Origin of the sequence: Lascolabacillus massiliensis, assembly GCF_001282625.1 — a bacterium.
Lineage (GTDB): Bacteria > Bacteroidota > Bacteroidia > Bacteroidales > Dysgonomonadaceae > Proteiniphilum > Proteiniphilum massiliensis.
The window spans coordinates 691224-714016 of the sequence record NZ_CTEJ01000001.1 but is presented as its reverse complement, the minus strand read 5'-3'; the positions used below and the strand labels follow the sequence as shown (position 1 = coordinate 714016).

Below are 22793 nucleotides of genomic sequence, written 5' to 3'. Positions count from 1 at the left end.
TAGTTAAAAAAGAATGCTTAAGTCCAAATAAGATTTCAAATAATTTATTAGTTTAAATTTTTATTATTTAGTATTTTAATAGTATTTGTCAAAAGTGTCAAGTATAATTTAATGTACTATTCATCCATTATATAAAAAAGATTTATAGAACTATCAGGATTCTACCTGAGTTTCTATGGATATTGGTCCTATCTGGTTAAAAGAGAATTTAAGGATAATAAAAAACAATCCTTAAATTCTCTCTAATCCGATCTAAACTTTTGCAAAAAAACTATATACAAACATTAAGATCCACAGCACTTCACTACGTCATCATACTTACAGCACCCTGCGTTGCCATTACTGCATCTTATCCAATAAGGTTTATCGTCAGGACATAACGATCCACTCCCCCCGCTACCTCCATAGATAGCCATCATCTCTCTGTTTTCAAGAACTACCGCATTTTGCAGTTTGAGTTTACTTAATGTCTTCATAAAATATAAATTTAGTTTTGCAGCAAACTTAAATTATCAAACTTCTCACTAATGCTGCCTCGCTCAAAGTTGATTTTATTGCATAATTAAATTTCCGTATTTGAAAAATACCGCATATCTTCAATTTTAAAATTATCCGGCAGATTGTAGCCATTTACCAAAATCGTCGGTGTAGCTCTCAACCCGGATTTTTCTTTCCATTGTTTATGTAAATCAAATTCACTTAGCACCTCCTGCATATCAGTGTTTACTGGATGTTCCGCAAAGAACGTCTCTTTATTGTACTTGCCTTTTTCAAACCATCGGTCATAAATATCTTTGGCAACTCCGTTTTTTTGAAGATATGTGCCTATCAGATACTTATTGGATATCTCCAGTTCTTCGTTAAAAGAAGAGAAAATATACTGTACGCAAATATGCTTGTTATATCTCAACAATTCATTAATGCGTAGATGCATTTTGGAACAAGGGTTGCAATGTGGATTAGAAAATACCGTGAACAATAAATTTGAATCAGGATTTCCTAAAAGTATCCTAGAGGTAGATTTTGATACTTCATATCTTGGTTGCTTTTCTAAAAGTGTATTAAAAACATCCTTATCCGACTTTATACTGTTAATTTCATACTGGATATTCTCAAGCTTTGAACTTCGTGAAATCACCGGGATAAGCATGCTGATGGTTAAAATAACAACTGTATATATACCACCAGTTATCACTATCCCCCAGAAAGTTATAGAATAAAAATTAATAAGACCAAATACCAAACCAGAAATGAATATTCCCCATAGCAATAACAATACAATTAAGCACATGGGGCACCATTGTTTTGCCTTGAACTTCTGATACCAGATACTCCAGAAGGTATAGGGTAAGCAAAAGATATTTATAAAAAGCATGCAAGGAATTAATGACGGTAATAGTGAAAGAATAATTACGTTTGATATAAAATAGCCCAGACCAATCTCACTCCATCCTATAACGCCCATAAATTTGGCAGAATCAGAATCTAATATGTTGTTACAATCATTATATTTAAATAGCGAGCATATTTTATCTGCATAATCACTTTGTATATGTAGCTGTTTTAAAACCAATAAATAGCCTATATATACACCTGCAAAATTTATCAGAAGCAATAGTACTACCCCCATCTGTGCAAAACTTCTATAAGAGATAAAAGCAAAGGCAAATAAAAAAAGCAGAATAAACAGGATCGCGATTTTTCGTAAATTCTGAAATAATTCCTCTCTAAAATGAATTTCATAATCCGGTTCTTTCGAAGTTTTATCTGTTTCTGCAATCAGGGTGTTTCCTGTCCACATTTCAAAAAACTTGCCCAGTGTGATTTTTATTTTTCTATTCCTTTCAATAAAAAGGATATTATCGTTTGAAATTTTTTCAACAACAGCAAAATCATTTCCGGTATGAACAATAAAAGGAGGGTCTAACGATCTGATATCATTCTTATCTGAAATTTTCACACCAACATTCTCAATACCGTAATCTGTAAGCATGGATGATAATCCGAACAAATTAAATTTATGTGGGTGTTCTGTAAAATACTGCCTTGAAAATGAATAGGTGTATTTCACTCCAGCTAATTTAAGAAATGTAGTTAAAATATTATCTCTCATGGTTAGAACTCATTAATAAATATATGTAAAAAGTTATATTTAAATTTTATCTTTTCGCAAAGATTGAGATTTTTTTTGAATGCGTTTCTAATAAAAGTCTAACAAATAACTAACAAATCTAACGATAATAGTAAAACAAGATAATTCATCAAAAAAGGATTCCCAAATAATATTCAAATTAATGGAAGTATACAATAACAAAGTTTATCAGCAAAGAAATTTATAGCCAATATTCTTCAATGTTTGAAGGGATACATTTTGATCATTTTCAAATATTTTTCTCAATTTGGATATCACATTATTCATTGAAGCTTCTGTCAGCTCATATTTTTTACACCAGACTTTTTCCGAAAGCTGCTCATAAGTAACCACTTCCTCTTTGTAGTCATACAACATATTTAAAACACCATATTCTAAAGGAGTCAATTGTTTTGTTAAACTAATAGAATTGCTTAGACTCTGTGTTGTTTTATTTAATGTAAAACTCCCTATTCTTACAATAGATGATTTTTTGTTAGTTATTGAAAATCTATCAATATAAGCTTTTAATTCTTTTATTTCAAAAGGCTTACGTAAATATCCCACGCCTCCTGTACTTATACCCTTTGTAACACTTTCTATATCTGTATGTGAAGAAATAAATAATATCGGAAGTTGTGGATATTCTATCAGTAATTTAGAGGCTGCTATAATTCCATCTTCTTCCCCGATTTCCACATCCAAAATTACAATTGAAGGATTAAATGCTTTAACAATTCCTTCAATACCGATAAGTGTTGTTTGATAATGTATTTTGTATCGGTCAGTCTTTAAAGCTGTACAAACTACTTCCCCCATATCAACATCATCTTCAACAAGGATAATTTTTGTTATGATATTATCTTCCATAATGATTAATTTTAATATGACTTTAAAGTTATTGAGGTAGTACAATTGTAAAAGTGCTTCCTTTTCCGAAAACACTTTCAAGAAGTATTTTACCTGAATGAGCCTGTACAATCCTTTGCGAAAAAAATAACCCGATACCGTGATTATTTAGGGATGAGTCTTTGTGAGAACGGTAAAACTCATTGAATATTTTCTTTTGTTCATTTGCAAGTATTCCTTTCCCGTTATCAGCAATAGATAATGTCATTTGATTATTTTTAAAATTAATAGATATGTTTAACAGGACATCATTTTTTGCATATTTGATTGCATTGTCCAACAGATTACGTAAGCATGCTTCAAAATATATAGGATCAACTCTAATAAGTACATCATTGTCTGGTTGCATAACATGACTGATGTTTTTTGCACGGTAAACAACCTTCAGTTCTTTTAGTATATCCAGACAGTTTTGTGTTACATTAAATGTTTCCGGTTGGATATGTAATTTGTTTTTCTCATTTCTTAATGTAGATAAAAGAATTTCTATTTTTTTAGAAAGATGTTTTACTCGAATTTTAGCAATATTATATTTCTTTTTGTTGGGTTCATATGTTTCATTATCCTCAAATGAGTCAAGCATAGTGAATACATATGCAAGTGGTGATTTTAAATCATGCACAATACCTCTGACAACGGTTTTATGTATATCTATTTCAACCGACTTCCTTTTCAATTGTACCAGTTGATTAAGTAGAAGTATTGAAATCAAAATAACATCTATAGCTGAAAGTGCTGAAACAGATCGCAAACGTTGAATATATATAGTAGGCTTGAATACTACTTGGGCGGTATATCTAAAAGTGCCAGTTTCACCTAACGGTATACTTACATTAACACTTTTATTGCTGGCATCCAGTATCATAGAATCTTTTTCGTCTATAAAAAGCTTACTCAATAGTGAATCATTTTTTTGTATGGACATTGTATAAGCTGCGATTTCGGCATAATGTGGAAATTCTCTTTGAAAAAGTGAGTCGATTGGTTCAAGTGAAATTTGGTTTTCCAACAAAAGGTCTTCTGCAAAAACTCCTACTAAGAAATTACCAAGATTTTTATCGGATGAATATTCTTTGGTGTCAAACGATCCTTTAATTATAGCTCCGGGTGGCAGCTTGGAAGCATCAAGAGGAATAAGTTCAAAATCTTGTTTATTAGCACTTCCTTTCTTACTTAACTCTTTAGATAGAGAAAAAGTTACAATATTCTGTAAAGTTTCCTCCAGTTCCATTTTAAAGCGTTGTTTGTCGCGCTCCATTAATTGTTTTACCCATACTACTTGTGATATTATCAGCATGAAAATGGCAGCTACAGAAACGAAAGTCAAAATGTTATTTTTCATAATTTAAGATTACCAATATGAGCAAATATAAGTAAAAAGAAATAAAATAAAAACTGGAACGCAATATGATGACAAAATCCTTGTGTTAAATAAGACTAAATAATCTAGGCGGTTAGATTACTTAGAGATTTGTTAGATGCCTGTTAGACATACTTTTTAAAAAAACAATCATCTTTGATACTTTATAAACATTTAATAATTAATCAGCATGAAAAAAAAATCATTTATTATCTACAACAATTTTGCAAACGATTATCTAAATTCTGAATCTTTAGCAGCCATAAAAGGAGGAAGAGAAAGCACTGATGAAGGTTATGAAATTGTCATTATTGATGGCGTGCCTTATTTAGTAAGAAGAAACAGTGAAGGTCAAATTATCGAACAAAAACCTATATAATTGCTTGTTCGAAAAACTTTACTATTTTAATGGATCTTTGTTTTCTCTCAATAATGTTTGGCACTATATTGCTTCAGACAATTTGAATGAGACTTCAACAGATTTTAGTATACCGATATATATAATCCACGGAAAATATGATTATCAGGTATCCCACACATTGTCCAAAGAATATTTCGACAAAATTGACGCCCCTGAAAAAGCTTTTTATACATTCGAGAATTCGGCTCATTCTCCAAACATGGAGGAACCTGAAAAATTTGTTGGAATTGTTAGGGAGATAGCAAGTGAAAACTGATCCCATCCTCAGTCATTCCCTCAACAACAATCGTCTGCCTGTCACTTTCTTTGAGAACTCACTTCTTGCCCAGTATGTAGATTTACATTATGTTAAATAATCAACTGCTAATGAGAATACTTTGTTAAAAGCCGAATTTACTACCGTCTTATCTTTACTGTTTAATGGAAATGGATTTTCATGCGAATATGGAAACTCAAAATCGAGAAGTTGTATGTTTTTTTCACTGTTTTTTATCCCCATAGCTTCTTGTATGCCTTTAAATGGAATTACAATATCTTTTGCAAGTGCAATCCCCTTAATTCTTTTACCTAACGATGAAAAGAAGGACTCTCTTTCAAGTTGGAATCTCTCCGGTGAGATCATACTGAAAAATGCTTTAAAAGCATTGTCATGTTTCCAGCCAACTCCTGTTTCGTTATTAGTTGTGTCATTTCCAAACTGGTGTAAATAGTAATCCTGAATTATATCAAATGCAGGCTTATCCATAATACTCCTTGATGCTCCTTGCATGGAGTTGAAGATACTGCCTCCACAAAACATGAAGAGCCTGGTTTTTGAATAAAGGTCTTTTTGATTTGCCATTAACGCAACTTGAGAAAGGAATGCACCTATTGAATATGAAAATATATCAATCTTTGTTCCCTCTTTGAAAAGTGGATGCTTGCCTTCCATAATTTCTTCGAAAAGGGTTGAAAGATCAGCCCATGTCTGCCTTCCTGAAAAATAGAACCGCTCAGGCTTTTGACTCAGACGATTGCTTAAAGCTACGTTTGCAAAACTAATTGAACGATCGTTGTTATACTTTTCCCTTCTGAAATTAAGCAGATCCATCATTGTTCTTGGATTTGACCACGATAATGGTGCACGGTTTATATGAAAGGAAATAGGAAAAAGTATTACCGGCTTACCGCTGTTGTTGCATAGATACTCTGCCCAGGTCAGGTATTTACTCCAGCTTCTTTCGTTAAGTCCGTGCAATAGAAGGATAGCTTCATCATTGCTATACCTGTTTCTGCCGGATGGAGTAAAAACTGGGTACTCAAAACAGATATTCTCATTAATCGAGTCATCATTTGTAAGGGATTCATTTGTAATTTTTGCAGTTTCACTATTGAATTCGAAAAACTTTATATCGATGTTTGTCTCGTTAAGATGAATATCTTTCCCCTGTTTAAAAATGCCTGTTAATTCATCGTACCTTGTGTAATAATCCATAATAAATGCATAAGTTAATTCGTTGAAATATTTAAAGAAACAGACTTTAAAACGGGATTACAAACGGAAGGGAAAACTGCTAGTGAAATGTGACAAAATCGGCTATATGTGGTGAAAAGTGCTATAGAGGGGTGAATTTATTTTGGTTTATCATTAATTAAAATCTATTTTTGTAATGGTTTCTTATTATTTCATATACATAAGCATAACAAACTAACAAGCTTGTCAAACAAATAATGATGGGTGATAAAATCCCTGAATATCTGCACAATAAGAGCAACAACGTAAAAATGATACTCTTCACTGCGTTGTTTGCTTTACTTTTTATTAATCTTTTTCAACCATTTGGTTCAAGAGATTGGTATCCTGATTTATCTGACATAAAGTATTTTGCTTATTCAAGCCTGATAATTCTTACAGGTATGCTGGTGGTTGTAATTAGCAGGACTATATTAATAAGCTATTCAAAAAAGCATGATATTCTTAAGTGGCATTACGCAATTTGCATTTTCTGTGAGATTATTGCAATGTCAATTTTCTATACTCTTTTCTCAGTATTATTGCCAAAGGATGGGTTAAGCAGAGAAATTAGTGAAATATTCAAACAAAGTCTGTTTAATACCGCGCTGGTACTCCTATTACCTTACACAATATCATGGCTATATCTTTCATGGAAAGAGAAAAGCTCTATACTAGCAGATATTGAACAGGGAAAATCAAATAATAAACAGCCGAAATCGTTGATTGCATTCCACGATGAGAAGGGTGATCTGAAGATATCTGTGATGCTCGAGAACCTGCTATATGTAGAGTCGGCCGACAACTATGCTACAATTTACTATATAAATAAATCCAACAGGTCACACTACATGATTCGTAATTCACTCAAATGGATTGAGGAAAATCTAACCGAAGATACTCCTTTGATAAGATGTCATCGCTCTTATATAGTAAATCTGGATAGAGTGAAAATATTGAAAAAAGAAAAAAGTGGAATAGTGTTGGAGTTGGATGCTGAAGCAACACCCAATATTCCGGTTTCGAAGACTTATTATGACTCCTTTATGAATAAATTCTCTCGTTATTCAGTTTAAACTCGTGTTAAGCAACAAGAAGTCTAAGATATCATTCTTCACAATTTCCGGATGTTCATGACCAGTATTCTTGTAGGTCTTAAATAGTGCATTTACATTACTTTCGTTATATATATCAATGCACTTCTCCCATCTGGTTGGCATCATCTGTTCGCCTAAAAGTCTAAAAATCTGATCTCTTTCTTCCAGGTCAAATGCATCATCATAAGGAACAGCATCATTATCGTCTAGTTCACCCATAAAATAAAACTGAGGAGTATTTAAAAATTGTTCTCTATGAAAATCCCTACCTGTTATCTGTATTAAATCTCCCGTTCCGATGGGATATCTCAATGGTTCATTTTCCAAGCTTTCCATGGGTAGCATTAATAAACCATTTATGCCTCCTGCAACTACTGCTTTTACTTTTTCCGGATGTATCAGGGTAAATCTGTTAACGAATGTTCCTGAAGCTGAGAAACCGGCAAGTATATATCTGTTTTCAATTTTAATATTTCTCTCCTTCAATTTCCTTTCAGCATCCAAACACATATTTATAAGTTGATTATCCAATCGTTCAAGCGAATTACCCTTTTGTATCATCACATCACGGTCCAAAGCGTGAGTGTATGTTTTCCAATCAGATTCAGTACGTGGAAATACAGGAACGATAAGTGGATATGTCAATTTTCTTGCAATCCAATTTCCAAGGTAATAATCAATAGTCGCTATCCTTTTAGCTTTTTCCTGATGTTTATGCAAGTTGTCATCTGCAAAACCTGAATTATTTGGCTCAAAAATCAGATAGTTAGTATTATGTTCTGAAACACCATTTGGAATGAATAAAAAGTATGGATAGTTGAATCGGTCATTTAAGCCTGGTTCAACAAATATCAATTCTCCATCTATTGACTTACTGCATCCGACCAGCAATAGAAGTAGTGATATAATAAGAATGTTTTTCACTGTTTTAAAATTAATATAATGAAATCATATTTCCTGTATCATTTGGTACAGAATAGTGACAGATAATTGAGCCTTAGTCTTCATGCCATAAATATATATAAAAAACCGCTTTCGACAAACTCTACAAAAAGAGTAAGCCGAAAGCGGAACAAAAAATTTAGCTAATTATCACTCATCCATAAGGATGTGCATAATGTCAACAGCTGATTTTGTTACACGTGAACCTGGACCAAATATAGCCGCTACACCTGCCTTATACAGGAAATCATAATCCTGAGCAGGAATAACTCCACCTACAATCACAACTATATCGGGCCTGCCAAGTCTCTTGAGTTCATCAATAACAAGTGGAACCAGTGTTTTGTGACCTGCTGCAAGTGAAGAAACACCAAGAACATGTACGTCGTTTTCAACTGCTTGACGGGCTGCCTCTTCAGGTGTCTGGAATAATGGTCCCATATCTACGTCGAAACCACAATCAGCATAACCTGTTGCTACAACCTTAGCGCCACGATCATGTCCGTCCTGTCCCATTTTAGCCACCATAATTCTTGGTCTGCGTCCTTCCTGTGCGGCAAATTTATCTGTGAGTGCACGCGCTTCATCTAGCGTTGCATCTCCTTTTGATTCTGATGAATACACTCCTGAAATTGTTCTGATTACTGCATTATAACGTCCAACTACTTTTTCACAAGCATCTGATATTTCACCTAATGTAGCTCGAACTCTGGCTGCCTCAACAGAAAGTTCAAGAAGGTTACCTTCTTTGGTTTCAACACATTTTGTGATTGCATCAAGTGCTTTCTTAACAGCTTCGTTATCACGTTCTGCCTTTAATTTATTAAGTCTTTCAATCTGCTGTTTTCTTACTTCAGTATTATCAATATCAAGAATATCGATTGGATCTTCATGTTCAAGACGATATTTATTAACACCGATGATAGCCTGAACTCCTGAGTCGATTCTAGCCTGTGTGCGTGCAGCAGCCTCTTCAATACGCATCTTTGGAAGACCGGTCTCAATAGCCTTGGCCATCCCACCAAGTTTTTCTATCTCCTGGATAAGATTCCATGCTTTATCTACAAGTTCCTGAGTGAGAGATTCAACATAATATGAACCTGCCCATGGGTCTACCTGCTTAGTGATATAGGTTTCTTCCTGAAGATAAATCTGTGTATTTCTTGCAATACGTGCAGAGAAATCGGTCGGCAGTGCAATTGCCTCATCAAGTGCATTTGTGTGAAGTGACTGAGTGTGACCCAGTGCTGCAGCCATTGCTTCGATGGCGGTGCGACCAACATTATTAAACGGATCCTGCTCTGTTAGTGACCAGCCTGAAGTTTGCGAGTGAGTACGCAATGCCATTGATTTAGGATTTTCAGCACCTAAACTTTTCAGGATCTTTGCCCACAGCAAACGCGCAGCTCTCATTTTTGCAATCTCCATGAAGTGGTTCATTCCGATACCCCAAAAGAATGAGAGTCGCGGTGCAAACTTATCCACCGGTATACCTGCATTCATACCTGCACGCAGATATTCTATACCGTCAGCAAGTGTATATGCAAGCTCGATATCGGCTGTGGCACCAGCTTCCTGCATATGATATCCGGAAATGGAGATAGAGTTGAACTTAGGCATCTTCTGTGATGTAAATTCAAAAATATCTGCAATAATCTTCATCGAGAATTCAGGTGGATAGATATAGGTGTTACGAACCATAAACTCCTTGAGAATATCGTTTTGAATAGTACCTGCCATCTCATCAAGATTGGCACCCTGCTCCTGAGCTGCAACAATATAGAATGCAAGAATAGGAAGAACTGCACCATTCATTGTCATTGATACAGACATCTTGTTCAATGGTATTCCATCGAAAAGTATCTTCATATCTTCAACAGAAGAGATTGAAACACCTGCTTTACCAACATCACCTACTACCCTCTCGTTGTCGGCATCATAGCCACGATGGGTTGGAAGGTCGAATGCAACAGAAAGACCTTTTTGTCCTGATGCAAGATTACGGCGGTAGAATGCGTTTGACTCTTCTGCAGTGGAGAATCCTGCATACTGACGGATAGTCCAGGGTCGCATAACATACATCGTTGAATATGGTCCACGAAGAAAGGGAGGAATTCCGGCTGCATATTCAAGATGCTCCATTCCCTCAAGGTCTTCTTTGGTATATACCGGTTTTACAGGTATCTGTTCAGGTGTATGCCAATCGGCTTTTATCTCATTTTTTTCAGCCCATTCGTCAACATCTGACTTATAAAATCCGGCCGAGTTTATGTCAATTTCCTTAAAATTAGGTTTCATATTTTTTTAGACTACTGTTTTAATTTTATTTCTTCTATTAAAATGGAATTAAACTACTGGTTAAATAAATGGTGCTATAAAGTTTGCTGCTGAGTAAAAAACAACAAATAAAATAAGCAATTTAGCTGTCTGTCTGTCCAATTGCTGGATATGAGAATTATCATTGTGCTGAGCCATTTTCATCTTCTTTATATTTCTGTTTGCAAGCGGGAAGCTTAACAGAGTAAGAAAAGTAATTGGATGAAGTAGTTCAACTGATACCAGAATCGCTATCAGCAAGTAGGCTGCAAACAGTAGAGTCTGATAGGTAACTTGAGCGCCTTCCAGACCTAATCTCACTGCCTCTGTTTTTATATTTGCATCTTTGTCTTTTTTTATATCACGTGTGTTATTAGCATATACAACAGCAACTATAAGTAAGCCTACCGGTATACTAACTATTAGCATTCTCAAGATAATTTCACTCGTCATGACAAATGAAACTCCTAGTGGTATCAATAAACCATATGCTACATATACCAGCAATTCACCTATAAAATATTTGGAATCTTTTTTTCCATTTATAAGATTTACAAAAATCTGAAGGATGATAGCTACAAAAAGAGCGATTAATCCCAATAACCAGTTAAATTCTGCAACTGCTCCTATTTTATAGAGATAAAAAACATATGATATTGCTATAAGTGCTGAACTACCTGATGCGGTTAATGTCCAGGATTGTGTTGCAATAATCAAGTTCTTTAATTTACCTTTACTATCCATAGCTTTAAATTTCCGCAGTTTGCAGATCTGTTAGTTCCTATTTACAACAACCTATCATTAAACATCTTAAGTGTCTCGAGAACATTACTCTTAACATTAATAAAATGCTCTACTCCCTGAGCTTTAAGCTCATCCATACAAGCAGGTGCCCCTGCTACTACTAATAGTTCATTGCTATCTTTAAGCATTTCATATGTTTCAGGAGCATATTGTGGGTACTCATCATCACTTGAACAGAGCACGATTACATCTGCACCTTTTTCTTTTGCTGCTTTAACTCCCTCTTCAACTGTTTTGAATCCAAGGTTGTCTATAATCTCATAGCCTGCACTTGCAAAGAAGTTGCTTGAGAACTGTGAACGAGCCAGACGCATTGCCAGATTACCAATTGTAAGCATAAACACCTTTGGGCGTTTACCACTCTTCTCGGTAGCTAGTCTAAGCTCATTAAACTGATCAGCAAGCCTATTCTTGTTCAGACTTTTAAGTGGAGTTGATCCTTGTGTGTTACCACATCCGCAACCACTACCTGTTGCGCTTTCATCAATCTTATCACTCATAATTTCGTTAAAGTTAGGATACTGGTTGGTGCCAAGAAGTATCTCCCTGCGATTTGCAAGAGCATTGAAGCGCTCTTCAGCTGTCTTATTAATAGCATCCTGAACTAAACCAGATTTAAGTGAGTTATAGAAACCAGCCTCTTCTGTATCAATAAAAAGCTTCCAGGCCTGTTCTGCAAGCGATCTGGTTAGTGTTTCAATATAGTATGATCCTGAAGATGGATCAGTTACTTTATCAAAATGTGCTTCCTCTTTCAATAGTAGTTGTTGGTTTACAGCAATTCGTTCTGCAAATTCTGTTGGAGCTTCAAAAGCTTCATCGAATGGACGTACAGTAAGTGAATCAACTGAACCTAAAGTAGCAGACATAGCTTCGGTTTGTGAACGTAGCATGTTAACATATGGGTCATAAAGCGACTGGTTGAAGGCTGAAGTTATTGCATGAACATTCATCTTGGCTGCACAACGGCAAGTGCCATCATCTGCCTTGTTATCACAATCGTGAGGACATGGTGGTTTATATGCATTTACTACCTCAGCCCAAAGCCAGCGAGCAGCACGGAATTTGGCAATCTCCATGAAATAATTAGATCCTACACCAAACTTGAATTTAATCTTTTTAGCTGCTGTTGATGGTTCAATGCCATTTTCGATTAGTTTGGATAAAACCTGATTTCCATAAGATAAACTAAAACCAAGCTCCTGATAACTGTATGCTCCAGCATCATTCAACATATTACCAGTTACAATAATTGAACGGAAACGTGGTAGTGGGGAAGTAATTTTTACTATTTCCACTGCTTTTTCTACCCACTCTGGCTCATCTATTCCCTTTTTCAGTATTTTTCTGAACGGATCAAACTCAACAGAACCAAAGCATTTCATAACATCAAGGTTTTGACCTTTAATGTAATCAACCACCAATTTTGCAAGATCGATAGTTTTAGAAATACAGGTACTGAAGTTTAATTCTACTTTATCGGGAGCAATTCCATTAAGCAATATTGCGAGGTTTTCAGATGATAACTGATGTTTTGGCAGTTTAAAGCCAAATGAATTAACACCTTTTTCTAGCAAAACAAGTGCTTTTTTGTTTGCATCTGCAAAATCAACAACCTTTATCTCCTGACGGACATACCAGTTATTGTCTTTCTTTGTACCTCTAACATAGGGGAATTGACCAGGCAGATTTTCAAGTGCCTTAAATCCATCTATATCATCGGCACGATAGAATGGTTTCACATTAAAACCCTCTTTAGTTCTCCATACCAGTTTCTTTTGGAAATCGGCACCTTTTAGGTCATTGGTGACAACTTCTATCCACTCATCAGTGGAAACAGGAGGAAAATCTGTAAAAAGCTTCTCTCTCTGATTACTCATATTTACTTTATTTATTATTTTGAAGTTTTTAGTACTTTAATTCAAAGATTATGTTACTGACCAATTATTAGCTAATCAGCCATGAGATTTGTTTCAATTACATATTGATTATAACACGGTTAGAATGTTTTTTTAAGAGCATCAAAAATACAACATTTTGCTCTCATTTAAAACTATTTAGATTAAAAAATATCATTCTACTGACTTGAGATCAACAAGTAGTTCTGTAATTTTCTTTACTACTACTTCTACATATCTCCTGCCCTTTTCGGCTGTCGATTTCTTCGGATTGCCAATTCCTGTATCTTCAGAGACTTCATCCCAGTTGCGTGGCGTCCATCCGATTTTTTTATTTAATGCTGATACATTTACAGGTTTTACATATCCATCACCTGCATTGTCCATATTTACCAGTTCCGGATGATAATGCAGCATTACAGACGTCTCCTGTTCTCCAGCATGTTCATCAGGCTTTTCTTCGAAATAGTCTTGAGTTGGCTCTAAAGTCCACCAGTCAACTATCACAATACGGAAATCTGGAAAAGCCATATTGAGATCTCTTACATATGGTTTAAAGGTGTTACCACCGTGACCGTTGATTATGACTAGCTTATTCAATCCTTGTGCTTGAAGGGATGTTACGATATCAGTTAATATGTACTTCTGCGTTTCTGTTCTGGTATGCACACAGAATGGTTTATTCCACTGTCCAATATTTTGAGAGCCAAAATAAACAGGAGACATAACCATGCAGGTAACTCCTTTCTCGTAAGCTGCTTCAGCAGCATCACCGGCAATCTCGTAAGTAAGTATGCAATCTGTAAGATAAGGAAGATGATAGTTATGAGGTTCTACTGCCCCCCAAGGTAAAATTGCAATATCATATTCGTGCTTGATTACTTCACCCCAATTGGTTAGTGGGATATTTAGAAAACTTTTTCTTGACATACTGATAATTTTTATGTATTACATTGATATCAAACCATTTCGCAAACAATAGAAAGTGAGACCTGAAACAGTTTTAATACCAGTCTTGTTTATTATATTTTTTCGATGAGTTAGTACTGTGTTGAGACTTATATTCAGAATATCTGCTATCTCCTTGTTCAGATTTCCCTGAACTATCAGCCTGAGAATCTCCGTTTCACGGTTTGTTAGATTATGACCCTCTTCATCACTCCTTACAATGTGCTCATTTACAATTGAGTGCTGCAGCTGTTTTATTCCTGATACATCAAGTTGATTTAGTTTTGGTTGAAGTACTTTCTCACGTAACCTGTTATGAGCCTCAAGGTCTTTCTCGAATGAATGTATGGAAAAGATAACTGCATAACAAAGGTTTTGGTTATATTCAGTTGAAAGATGCTTAATTAATATATTTTTTAAATCATGAAGCAGCTCATCCGGGAATTCTTCATCATAATTTGCTATCCTCTTCAGGTAGTTGGTCATCCTCTCCTTAAACTTCAGGAAAAGCATTCTCAGCATTCCCAACTCTTCATTCCCTGATACGCTATATCCGTTTGTATGATGGTGTTCTGAGTCATTATGCGAACTACTTAACGCTATAAAAGCATTTAAGTGTTTCTCGATATTTGGCATCAGCTCGTGAATATAATTCTCCACAGTGTGCTGAAAATAATCAGCAATTGACTCAGTGTCAATAAAATCTAATAAATCAGGCGCATAATCCTCGTTTAGATAAACATTTAGAACAGTTATAATAAGTCCGGGATCAAGATTATTCTCTTCACACAGATCTTCCAGAGTTTTATCTCCAACACCAAGTCTGATTCCAAAACGATTAAGTACAGGTATCAACTCATTGTGTTCACTCAACACATCAGCAATTACAGTATGTAGGTCTAGTAATTTCACTTTTTCCTTTTTCGTTCTCGGTTAAAATGTCGTATTGCTTCAATTGGATGGGCAAAAAGCATACGTGGACCTGAAAATCTCATAACTTCTTTTATCCTCTTACGCATATCTCTTTTGTAGCAATGAATTGTGCAAGTACCACATGTTGGCTTATCATCCCCAAAAGGGCAACGTTCAAGCCGCTGTAGTGCATAATTGTTTAGAGATTTGCATTCAATACACAGTTCGTTTTTCTGATTGTGTTTTGAACGACAATATATAGAGATCATCTTGCTGACAACCTTTTTTTCGCCTTCATTCATTTCTTATCCTCGTATTGAGTTCAAATTTAGCTAATTTCTTTTTTTCAGCAAAATAAGAGCCCTCATTCACTCTTTATTAACAGATAATTACCATCTGGTAACTCTTCGATTTGATAACCTTCGTTTAGTTCTATTTCCCAACCATTACCGGTTAACAAACTACTGGTAATCTCCAATGGTTCTGATACGATCACCCAGCGCCAGTCGGATCTTAGCAAAGCCCCGCCCTCTTCAACTGTTAATATTCCCCAGTTGTCTTTAATGACAATTGTAGGATAAACTGTTCCTTCATCCTCATCAAGAGGAATAAGATTTTTGGGATCGAATGACATTTTCATATCTTCCAATCGGATTTCTAAATGAGGTTGCTCAAAGAATTTTTCACGGTATTCATCAAGAATAGAAATATTGGATTTCGCTCTTTTTGTTTCCTGATCTACAATTCTTCGCCAATTATAATCCTCCGCAACCTGTTTAACATATGTATGAAAGATTATTGGTGCATCCATTCCGAATACTTCAGAAAAGAAATCGGTAAGGTTTGTTTCATTATCTACCTTCTTATTCCAGAAGTAATCCTTTTGCTGGAGAAAAAATCCATAAACAGGGGTTGTTTCGTATGCAAATGACCTTACAAAGGATGGTGTCTCCTCAAAAGTGTTGATTCGGTGAATAAGATACTCTCGCCACTCCCATTTATCTCGCCCACTCATAACTTGTCCGGTATAGGTTGCCAGCCCTTCTAGAATCTCAAGACTGTTTTCTGACAACTGTGACCCCCTATATATCATCTGCCTGTATTTTCTGAATATTAAGGCATTACGAATATGCTCTTCTGATTTGCTCAGTCTGTTTGATTTCAATGCGGCTTCCAGTGCAGCCAATTCAAGTCGCAAATAAATTCTACCATCTCTCAGATCAAGATGGTTGTTTTCTTCTCTCAGGGGACTGAATCCAAGTGCTTGTTGTGCACAGTGAAAGAGTTCGTGAGTTACTAAATCTATCCTGTCATATAGTTTTTCCGGTAAAGGTAGTGAGAGCATTGCCCAATGAGTGCCATTCCATGTTATGTCTGTATTTGAGACCGGCAAATCACGAGGTATTTTACCAATAAAAATTCCACTGTTTGGTGTCAGTTCATTATTTGCATCCTGCACATTAGCAAAAGCTTCTCTGCTATTTGGATCAACAAGAAGTATTGGTCCATAAATATTTTTATCCCATAAAGCTGAGTGACTTTCCGTTGCCACTCTGGTTTGAGTAAAAAAGTTACTTATTTCATCTATAGAATATTTTGAGGACTGAGCTATTACAAGTTCAGAAAATAAAAGTATCAGCAATATGAAAGCTTGTCTTCTCATATTTTTAGTAGTCAATAAACTACACGCTGTTGCCCATCACCTTGGCAGATAAACGGGTAACCCACTTCCTCGGAATAAATCTTATACCAAAGGGTGCAAGCTTGTTTTGAGTACCATGAATGACTGTGGATTTACCTTTCATCATGGCTTTATAGCCCAACTCAGCAACATCCTTAGAGCTTGCTATCCTTATATTCTTCACTAACTGTGAGGCATTCATTCCTGATACTTCACCGAAGTTAGTGCTAGTGGGACCGGGACAAAGTGTTGTAACGGTTATGTTATCTTTTCTCAGTTCATAACCGATTGCTTCGGATAGACTAAGAACATATGATTTTGTAGCAAAATAAACTGCCATCATTGGACCGGGCTGAAATGCTGCTGTAGAAGATACATTCAGTATTCTACCAGGTTTTCTGCCTTTAATCTCTTTTATAAAAAGATGGCATAAGTGAGTGAGTGTAGTAACATTTAGTGTAATCATCTTTTCATAAGTATCCCATTCACAGTCAGTAAAAGCCCCATAGTCGCCAAAACCTGCATTATTTACAAGATAATCTACTTCTACATTAATGGCTTTCAACTCATCAAATACAGACTGAGCCGATTCAGGTTTACTTAAATCCTTTATTAAGATATGTACGGTGACATTGTATTCCTCTTCGAGCTGCTGTTTTAGATTATCCAACTCTTTACCGCTTCTTGCTATTAAAACAAGGTTATGGCCATCTTTTGCAAACAAAATGGCTAACTCATTGCCAATACCCTTTGAAGCTCCGGTAATTATTGCTGTTTTTATCATTCTTAAATTTATACTCAAGAAATTATAGTTGTATCCAATTTACTTTTATAAAATAGCATCACCTGATAAATTAATTACTCAATATATTAACAAATAAATAACTGAATCAGACACACTATTTAAAACAAAATTAAACTATTTTTTCTCTGTCATGTCATATATATAGAGAATTTTTACTTGATGGTAGAAATAAGTAAAAGTAAAGATTTCAAGGAATTGCAGGTAAATCTACTGCAATGTTTATTAAATTGGGTTCTAATTGATAGGGTGCATTCAAATTGTGAAATTAGGGTGCACCCGTTATCTATATTGATAATAAGTAATTACTTAACGGTTTACTTGCGACTAAATTATAATATGGTATTTTCAAAATTATAGTACTAACCTCTTTTTCTGGACTTATCTATTCTAAGGAAAATAAACAGAAGTATTGTAAATCCCCATAAAGAGGAGCCTCCATAGCTGAAAAATGGCAATGGGATCCCGATAACTGGCATGATGCCAATAACCATACCAATATTTATCAGCAAATGAAAGAAAAATATACTTACAACACTGTAACCATATACTCTGCCAAATGTGGTAGTCTGTCTTTCTGCAAGTTTTAGCAACCTAAGCACAAAGACTGTAAATAAAATCATAACTATTGTGGAACCGATAAATCCATGCTCCTCACCAATGGTGCAGAAAATAAAGTCGGTATCCTGTTCAGGAACATATTTAAGTTTTGTCTGTGTACCATTTAGATACCCCTTGCCTGTAAGACCTCCTGAGCCGATTGCTATTTTTGACTGCCCAACATGATAACCTGCACCACTTAAATCCTGCTCCATACCTAATGTCACCTTTATACGCATCTGCTGATGAGGCTGCAGTACATCATTGAAGACATATTCTGTTGATTCAAGGAATCCGAAGGAGACAATTAGAAAAAGGAATATATAGAAGTAAGTTTTAACTCTATATCTTAAAAACAGGTAGAGCAGATGAAAGGCTGTAACACCAAGTGATATGAGTGAAAACATTCCCCAGTCAATAGTCTCCGAGAAAAAGTATAAAATAAGTGCTATTAAAAATGGAACAGAAGAAATCAATATAATTATAAAAAATGTTCTTTTGCGCTTAAGATAGCTCCATACCATTCCAGCTGAAAATATTATGATAAGTACAACTGTCATTATTTCTCCTTTTGACAACATACCTATTTGCTCATCTGAGAATCTGATTCCCAGAATGAAATAGATAATTGCAGCAATACCCATAAAAAGAACCCCACCAGGGAGGCCTTCTCTGTAAAGTACAAGGATAAGACTAAGGTAAACTAATGCTGTACCAGTCTCACTTTGAAAAATTACGAGAAGTGTTGGTAAAATTATAATACTACTGACAAGCATTAGGTTTTTCTTATCCATCAGCTTAAAGTCATAAGTATTTAAAACCTTAGCCAATGCCAGTGAAATTATAAACTTCATGAATTCAGCCGGCTGAAGTCGGACAGGCCCAATTATCAGCCACGACCGGGAACCGTTTATCTCTTGAGCTACGATAAGGGTTACAACTAATAGAAATATCCCGATAAGGTAAAACAGGAAGGAGTATGTTTCATAAAAGCTCACCTCTATTTTTATCAATGAAAAAGCGATTAGCAAAGAGGTTCCTATCCAAATAAGTTGCGAACCTGCTCTGGTAGACAGATCAAACATCCCTGTTGCATTCTCCAGATCATAGCTGGCAGCATAAATATTAAACCATCCTATGACAACAAACAAAAGGTAAAGGAAAAGTGTGATTCTATCCACTTTACCCTTTTCTTCAATTTCTATGCCTGTGTGCTTGATCATTCAGAAGCTTGTTATTTTGATGGAATATTTCTTGTATAGACGTATGGAAGAATTTCACGATTCATTATAGTTTGTTCCAACCATTTGTCACTCTCAGGTACTTCACCATTGAAGAATTTCTGAAGCATTAAACGTGCAATGGGCACTGCATTTGTTGCTCCGAAACGACCATTCTCCACTACCACTGCAATTGCTACTTTAGGATTATCTTTAGGTGCGAAACCCATAAAAAGTGAGTGGTCATCTCCATGTGGATTTTCTGCTGTACCTGTTTTACCGCACACTTCAACCAGAGGTTCAAGATTAATACCTCGGCAAGTTCCAAATTTAACAGCATCTGCCATACCGGCAACCGTTAATTCAAAGTGTTCAGGGTTAATTCCTGTATATTTTCTTGTAGTATATTCACTATCTAAACTTGCACCTTTTATCTCTCTGACAACATGTGGTGTATAGAAATATCCGCGATTAGCTATTGTTGCCCCTAAATTAGCTATCTGGAGAGGAGTAGCCAAAACCTCACCTTGCCCTATTGCAATTGAAATAACATTATGGGCATTCCATCTTTCAGTTTTGAATATGTTTGAATAGAATTTACTGTTCGGAATGAAGCCTCTTTTCTCTGATGGTAGATCTACACCTAATTGATATCCAAATCCCATATTAACCATGTGGTCGCGCCACCTGTTAAATGCTTCACCCACACTTGAATATTTTGTTCTATTGCTTAACATGTGGTTAAGTCCATAACAAAAGAAAGAGTTGCAGGAGGTAGATAGTGCATATTGTAGCGATAAAGGTGATGCGTGACCATGACATCTTGGGCGGCCTCCTAAAGGAGGATACCCTCCAAAACAGGAATACATTGTTTCAGGTGTAATAATTCCCTCTTGAAGATAAACAAGTCCACTTGCAGGTTTAAATGTTGACCCGGGAGGATATGTTCCAGCAACAGATCTGTTTATCAGAGGCTTGTATGGATTATTAACAAGTGACTGATAATTAGAACTGAACTCTTTACCCGTAAGCAATGATGGATCGTAAGTAGGAGCTGATATCATTGCCAGTATCTCACCAGTCTCAGGTTCAATCATAACAATACTTCCTACTTTATTCTGCATCAGTAACTCACCATATGCCTGAAGTTCTATATCAATGCCAAGAGTTAAATCCTTACCTGAAACAGGAGCTTTATCATCCTTTCCATCATTATATCTGCCTTGAACTCTGCCATGTGCATCCCGAAGTAAAATCTCAACACCTTTTTCTCCACGTAGATCAATCTCATGAGACAACTCAATACCTGATTTTCCCACATAATCCTTTCGTACATAGTAAGGATCAGAGGCTATTTTATTTTGGTCAACTTCTGCCACATAACCAAGAATAAGCCCCATATTAGGGTGATTATACTGTCTTTCAGTTCTGCTCTGAATATATATGCCGGGAAACTTATATAGTTTTTCCTGTAAAAGTCCATATTCTTCTATATCAAGCTGTGACATAAAAAGTTGCGGTGTGTATGACGAGTAACCGGGGTTTTTTCTGCTATCCCTCATTTCCGCATCAAGTTCACGAAACCTCTCAATATCAATATTTAGTGTATTGCAAAAATCAAGTGTATCGAAACGGGTCATCTCCCTTACAACCATCATTACATCATAAGTTGGTCTGTTATATACCAGAAGTTCACCTTTTCGGTCATAGATAGCACCTCTGGCAGGATATAATGTTCTCCTAAGGAATGCATTGCTATCTGCATAATCTCTATATTGAGGACTAAGCAACTGCAGGTTAAATAATTGTACTACATATATAATTCCAATTACTACAACTAATGCAGCAATTACATATCGACGGTTTGCTAAATTTTTCGGGTTAATCTTATTGTTCACCGGCCTTTTTCCTATATATTAAACTATCTAATGCAAGTATAAGTATAATTGAAATTATAGAAGAGGAAATTATCCTTGAAATTGTATTCAATAGATTAAACAGCGTAAATGACTCTATAAAGAAGAGTAGTGTCAAATGTGTCAATACCATAAATATAGTAAATCTCACAAATGAACCGGTTGCTGTATTTATACCGGGGATAAACTCATCATATATCTCCTTCTCATAAAAAAGATAGATAACTGGTCTCCTAATTGTGGCTATAATCGTTGTAGCTGCCGCGTTTACACCGGGAGTATTCAAAAATATATCTATAATAAGTCCCAATAAAAAACCGGATATTATAACATAAAACTGGTTCCGGCCAATTGATAGCTTCAACAAAAAATATATATACAAAACAGGAGTAGCAATGCCGAATACATTTATCCTGTTCAGAAGCAATACCTGAAGTATAATAAGCAGCAAAAACAACAGTACTTCCTTAAAATATACAGTTTTCATTGATCCAATATATTTTCAAGTGATTTCTGCTCTTCATAAAACCGATCATTGATAACCAATACATCCTGCAATGAATTAAAGTCAGTAGCTAACTTAACATTGAATGTATTGAAATTGTCATCATTTGTCTTACCAATATCACTAACGAATCCTATTATTGTCTGTTTAGGAAAAATTCGTGAGAAACTGGTCATTACAGTGTCACCTTCCTGATAAATCTCATGCTTTGGCAATTCCCCCAATTGAGCGTAGTTAATACTTTCTCCATTCCATGAAATTGAGCCGTAATTTTCGGAGTGTTTCAACTTGGCACTCAGACGAAACATAGGGTTAATTATTGGAATAACAACAGAAAAGTTTGTAGATACATTAGCTACCACCCCCACTACACCGCGTTGAGATATTACCCCCATATCAGGTTTCAGTCCGCTTTTAGAACCCTTATTTATAGTTATAAAATTATTAGGTCCTGAAAAGCTTAAATTAACCACTTCAGCAGGAATAAAAGCGAACTGAGTCTGCATGGCCGAGTCACGTACAAATGCATCCACTTCAGATGAATCTGCAACAGAGAGTCCATCAATATATGATCTCAGAGAGAATAGTTCATCTTCTAATAAAGCATTTTGCTCCAATAACATCTGGTTATTCTTTCTAAGATGAATAAAGGATGTTACATTATTAGATACAGTGTAAAACCAACCTGTTACGCTGTTTGCAGAAGTAAGATAAACACTTCTCTGATATGGATTATGCGCAAATACAAGATAGAAACTGAATACTATAAGCAGAAATGCTAGCAGCCAGTGGCTATTTCTTATAATGAAGTTGAACAGATTACGCATTCAAACCCTATG

At 35.4% G+C, this 22793-nt stretch carries 21 protein-coding genes; 3 read left to right on the top strand and 18 right to left on the bottom strand.

The features are described 5' to 3' along the window. Positions 1–284: 284 nt before the first annotated feature. The 4 genes from BN1354_RS02845 to BN1354_RS02830 all read right to left on the bottom strand — a co-directional run bounded on the left by BN1354_RS02845 (position 285) and on the right by BN1354_RS02830 (position 4382). Positions 285–476, bottom strand: coding sequence for a TIGR04149 family rSAM-modified RiPP (locus BN1354_RS02845; RefSeq protein WP_053826183.1), 192 nt, complete (start codon positions 474–476; stop codon positions 285–287). Positions 477–562: 86 nt separating this feature from the next. After that, positions 563–2113: a vitamin K epoxide reductase family protein gene (locus BN1354_RS02840; protein WP_053826182.1), complete on the bottom strand. Its 1551-nt coding sequence runs from the start codon at positions 2111–2113 to the stop codon at positions 563–565. A gap of 207 nt (positions 2114–2320) precedes the next feature. Continuing rightward, positions 2321–3001 carry a response regulator transcription factor gene (locus tag BN1354_RS02835; RefSeq protein WP_053826181.1) on the bottom strand — a complete coding sequence of 227 codons (681 nt, stop codon included), beginning with the start codon at positions 2999–3001 and terminating at the stop codon, positions 2321–2323. A gap of 28 nt (positions 3002–3029) precedes the next feature. Continuing rightward, positions 3030–4382, bottom strand: a complete 1353-nt coding sequence (locus BN1354_RS02830; RefSeq protein WP_053826180.1) for a sensor histidine kinase — start codon at positions 4380–4382, stop codon at positions 3030–3032. Positions 4383–4590: 208 nt separating this feature from the next. On the opposite strand from BN1354_RS02830, the gene BN1354_RS02825 reads away from it, so the two are divergent. Beyond that, entirely contained in the window at positions 4591–4779 is a 189-nt protein-coding gene (locus BN1354_RS02825) for a hypothetical protein (RefSeq protein WP_053826179.1), read from the top strand. Between the two features lie 4 nt (positions 4780–4783). Beyond that, positions 4784–5077 (top strand): alpha/beta fold hydrolase, encoded by a 294-nt coding sequence (locus BN1354_RS02820; protein WP_053826178.1) that lies wholly within the window; start codon positions 4784–4786, stop codon positions 5075–5077. Between the two features lie 87 nt (positions 5078–5164). Here the strand turns inward: BN1354_RS02820 and BN1354_RS02815 are convergent, their stop codons facing one another. Then, on the bottom strand, positions 5165–6295 hold the full coding sequence (locus tag BN1354_RS02815; protein WP_053826177.1) for a DUF6051 family protein: 1131 nt from the start codon (positions 6293–6295) through the stop codon (positions 5165–5167). Positions 6296–6531: 236 nt separating this feature from the next. On the opposite strand from BN1354_RS02815, the gene BN1354_RS02810 reads away from it, so the two are divergent. Then, positions 6532–7389, top strand: a complete 858-nt coding sequence (locus tag BN1354_RS02810; protein WP_053826176.1) for a LytR/AlgR family response regulator transcription factor — start codon at positions 6532–6534, stop codon at positions 7387–7389. On the opposite strand, the gene BN1354_RS02805 is transcribed toward BN1354_RS02810, so the two are convergent. From BN1354_RS02805 to mreC, 13 genes are all read right to left on the bottom strand, one after another. Beyond that, positions 7381–8334 (bottom strand): hypothetical protein, encoded by a 954-nt coding sequence (locus BN1354_RS02805; protein WP_053826175.1) that lies wholly within the window; start codon positions 8332–8334, stop codon positions 7381–7383. The two genes, BN1354_RS02810 and BN1354_RS02805, sit on opposite strands and share 9 nt — an antisense overlap. Positions 8335–8502: 168 nt before the next feature. Further along, positions 8503–10650 (bottom strand): methylmalonyl-CoA mutase, encoded by a 2148-nt coding sequence (gene scpA / locus BN1354_RS02800; RefSeq protein WP_053826174.1) that lies wholly within the window; start codon positions 10648–10650, stop codon positions 8503–8505. 60 nt (positions 10651–10710) lie between these two features. Further along, the gene (locus tag BN1354_RS02795) at positions 10711–11412 is read right to left on the bottom strand and encodes a prenyltransferase (protein ID WP_053826173.1); all 702 of its coding nucleotides are present in this window, start codon (positions 11410–11412) and stop codon (positions 10711–10713) included. A 41-nt stretch (positions 11413–11453) separates the two neighbouring features. Further along, a complete protein-coding gene (locus BN1354_RS02790; RefSeq protein ID WP_053826172.1) occupies positions 11454–13352 on the bottom strand; it encodes a methylmalonyl-CoA mutase family protein in 1899 nt (632 codons plus the stop codon). 192 nt (positions 13353–13544) lie between these two features. Further along, the gene (locus tag BN1354_RS02785) at positions 13545–14300 is read right to left on the bottom strand and encodes a creatininase family protein (protein WP_045089799.1); all 756 of its coding nucleotides are present in this window, start codon (positions 14298–14300) and stop codon (positions 13545–13547) included. Positions 14301–14318: 18 nt separating this feature from the next. Further along, a complete protein-coding gene (locus BN1354_RS02780; protein WP_053826171.1) occupies positions 14319–15230 on the bottom strand; it encodes a LuxR C-terminal-related transcriptional regulator in 912 nt (303 codons plus the stop codon). Continuing rightward, positions 15227–15532 carry a nitrous oxide-stimulated promoter family protein gene (locus tag BN1354_RS02775; RefSeq protein WP_053826170.1) on the bottom strand — a complete coding sequence of 102 codons (306 nt, stop codon included), beginning with the start codon at positions 15530–15532 and terminating at the stop codon, positions 15227–15229. The genes BN1354_RS02780 and BN1354_RS02775 overlap by 4 nt, the downstream gene beginning before the upstream one ends. Before the next feature lie 62 nt (positions 15533–15594). Then, a complete protein-coding gene (locus tag BN1354_RS02770) occupies positions 15595–16893 on the bottom strand; it encodes a hypothetical protein (RefSeq protein ID WP_053826169.1) in 1299 nt (432 codons plus the stop codon). 19 nt (positions 16894–16912) lie between these two features. Beyond that, positions 16913–17695: an SDR family NAD(P)-dependent oxidoreductase gene (locus BN1354_RS02765; protein WP_045089803.1), complete on the bottom strand. Its 783-nt coding sequence runs from the start codon at positions 17693–17695 to the stop codon at positions 16913–16915. Positions 17696–18075: 380 nt separating this feature from the next. Beyond that, positions 18076–19536 (bottom strand): rod shape-determining protein RodA, encoded by a 1461-nt coding sequence (rodA, locus tag BN1354_RS02760; protein ID WP_053826168.1) that lies wholly within the window; start codon positions 19534–19536, stop codon positions 18076–18078. A gap of 11 nt (positions 19537–19547) precedes the next feature. Beyond that, positions 19548–21431 (bottom strand): penicillin-binding protein 2, encoded by a 1884-nt coding sequence (gene mrdA, locus BN1354_RS02755; RefSeq protein ID WP_053826167.1) that lies wholly within the window; start codon positions 21429–21431, stop codon positions 19548–19550. Then, a complete protein-coding gene (gene mreD / locus BN1354_RS02750; protein WP_045089806.1) occupies positions 21421–21936 on the bottom strand; it encodes a rod shape-determining protein MreD in 516 nt (171 codons plus the stop codon). Before mreD ends, mrdA begins: the two co-directional genes overlap by 11 nt. After that, positions 21933–22781: a rod shape-determining protein MreC gene (mreC, locus tag BN1354_RS02745; RefSeq protein ID WP_045089807.1), complete on the bottom strand. Its 849-nt coding sequence runs from the start codon at positions 22779–22781 to the stop codon at positions 21933–21935. Before mreC ends, mreD begins: the two co-directional genes overlap by 4 nt. Positions 22782–22793: the final 12 nt, after the last annotated feature.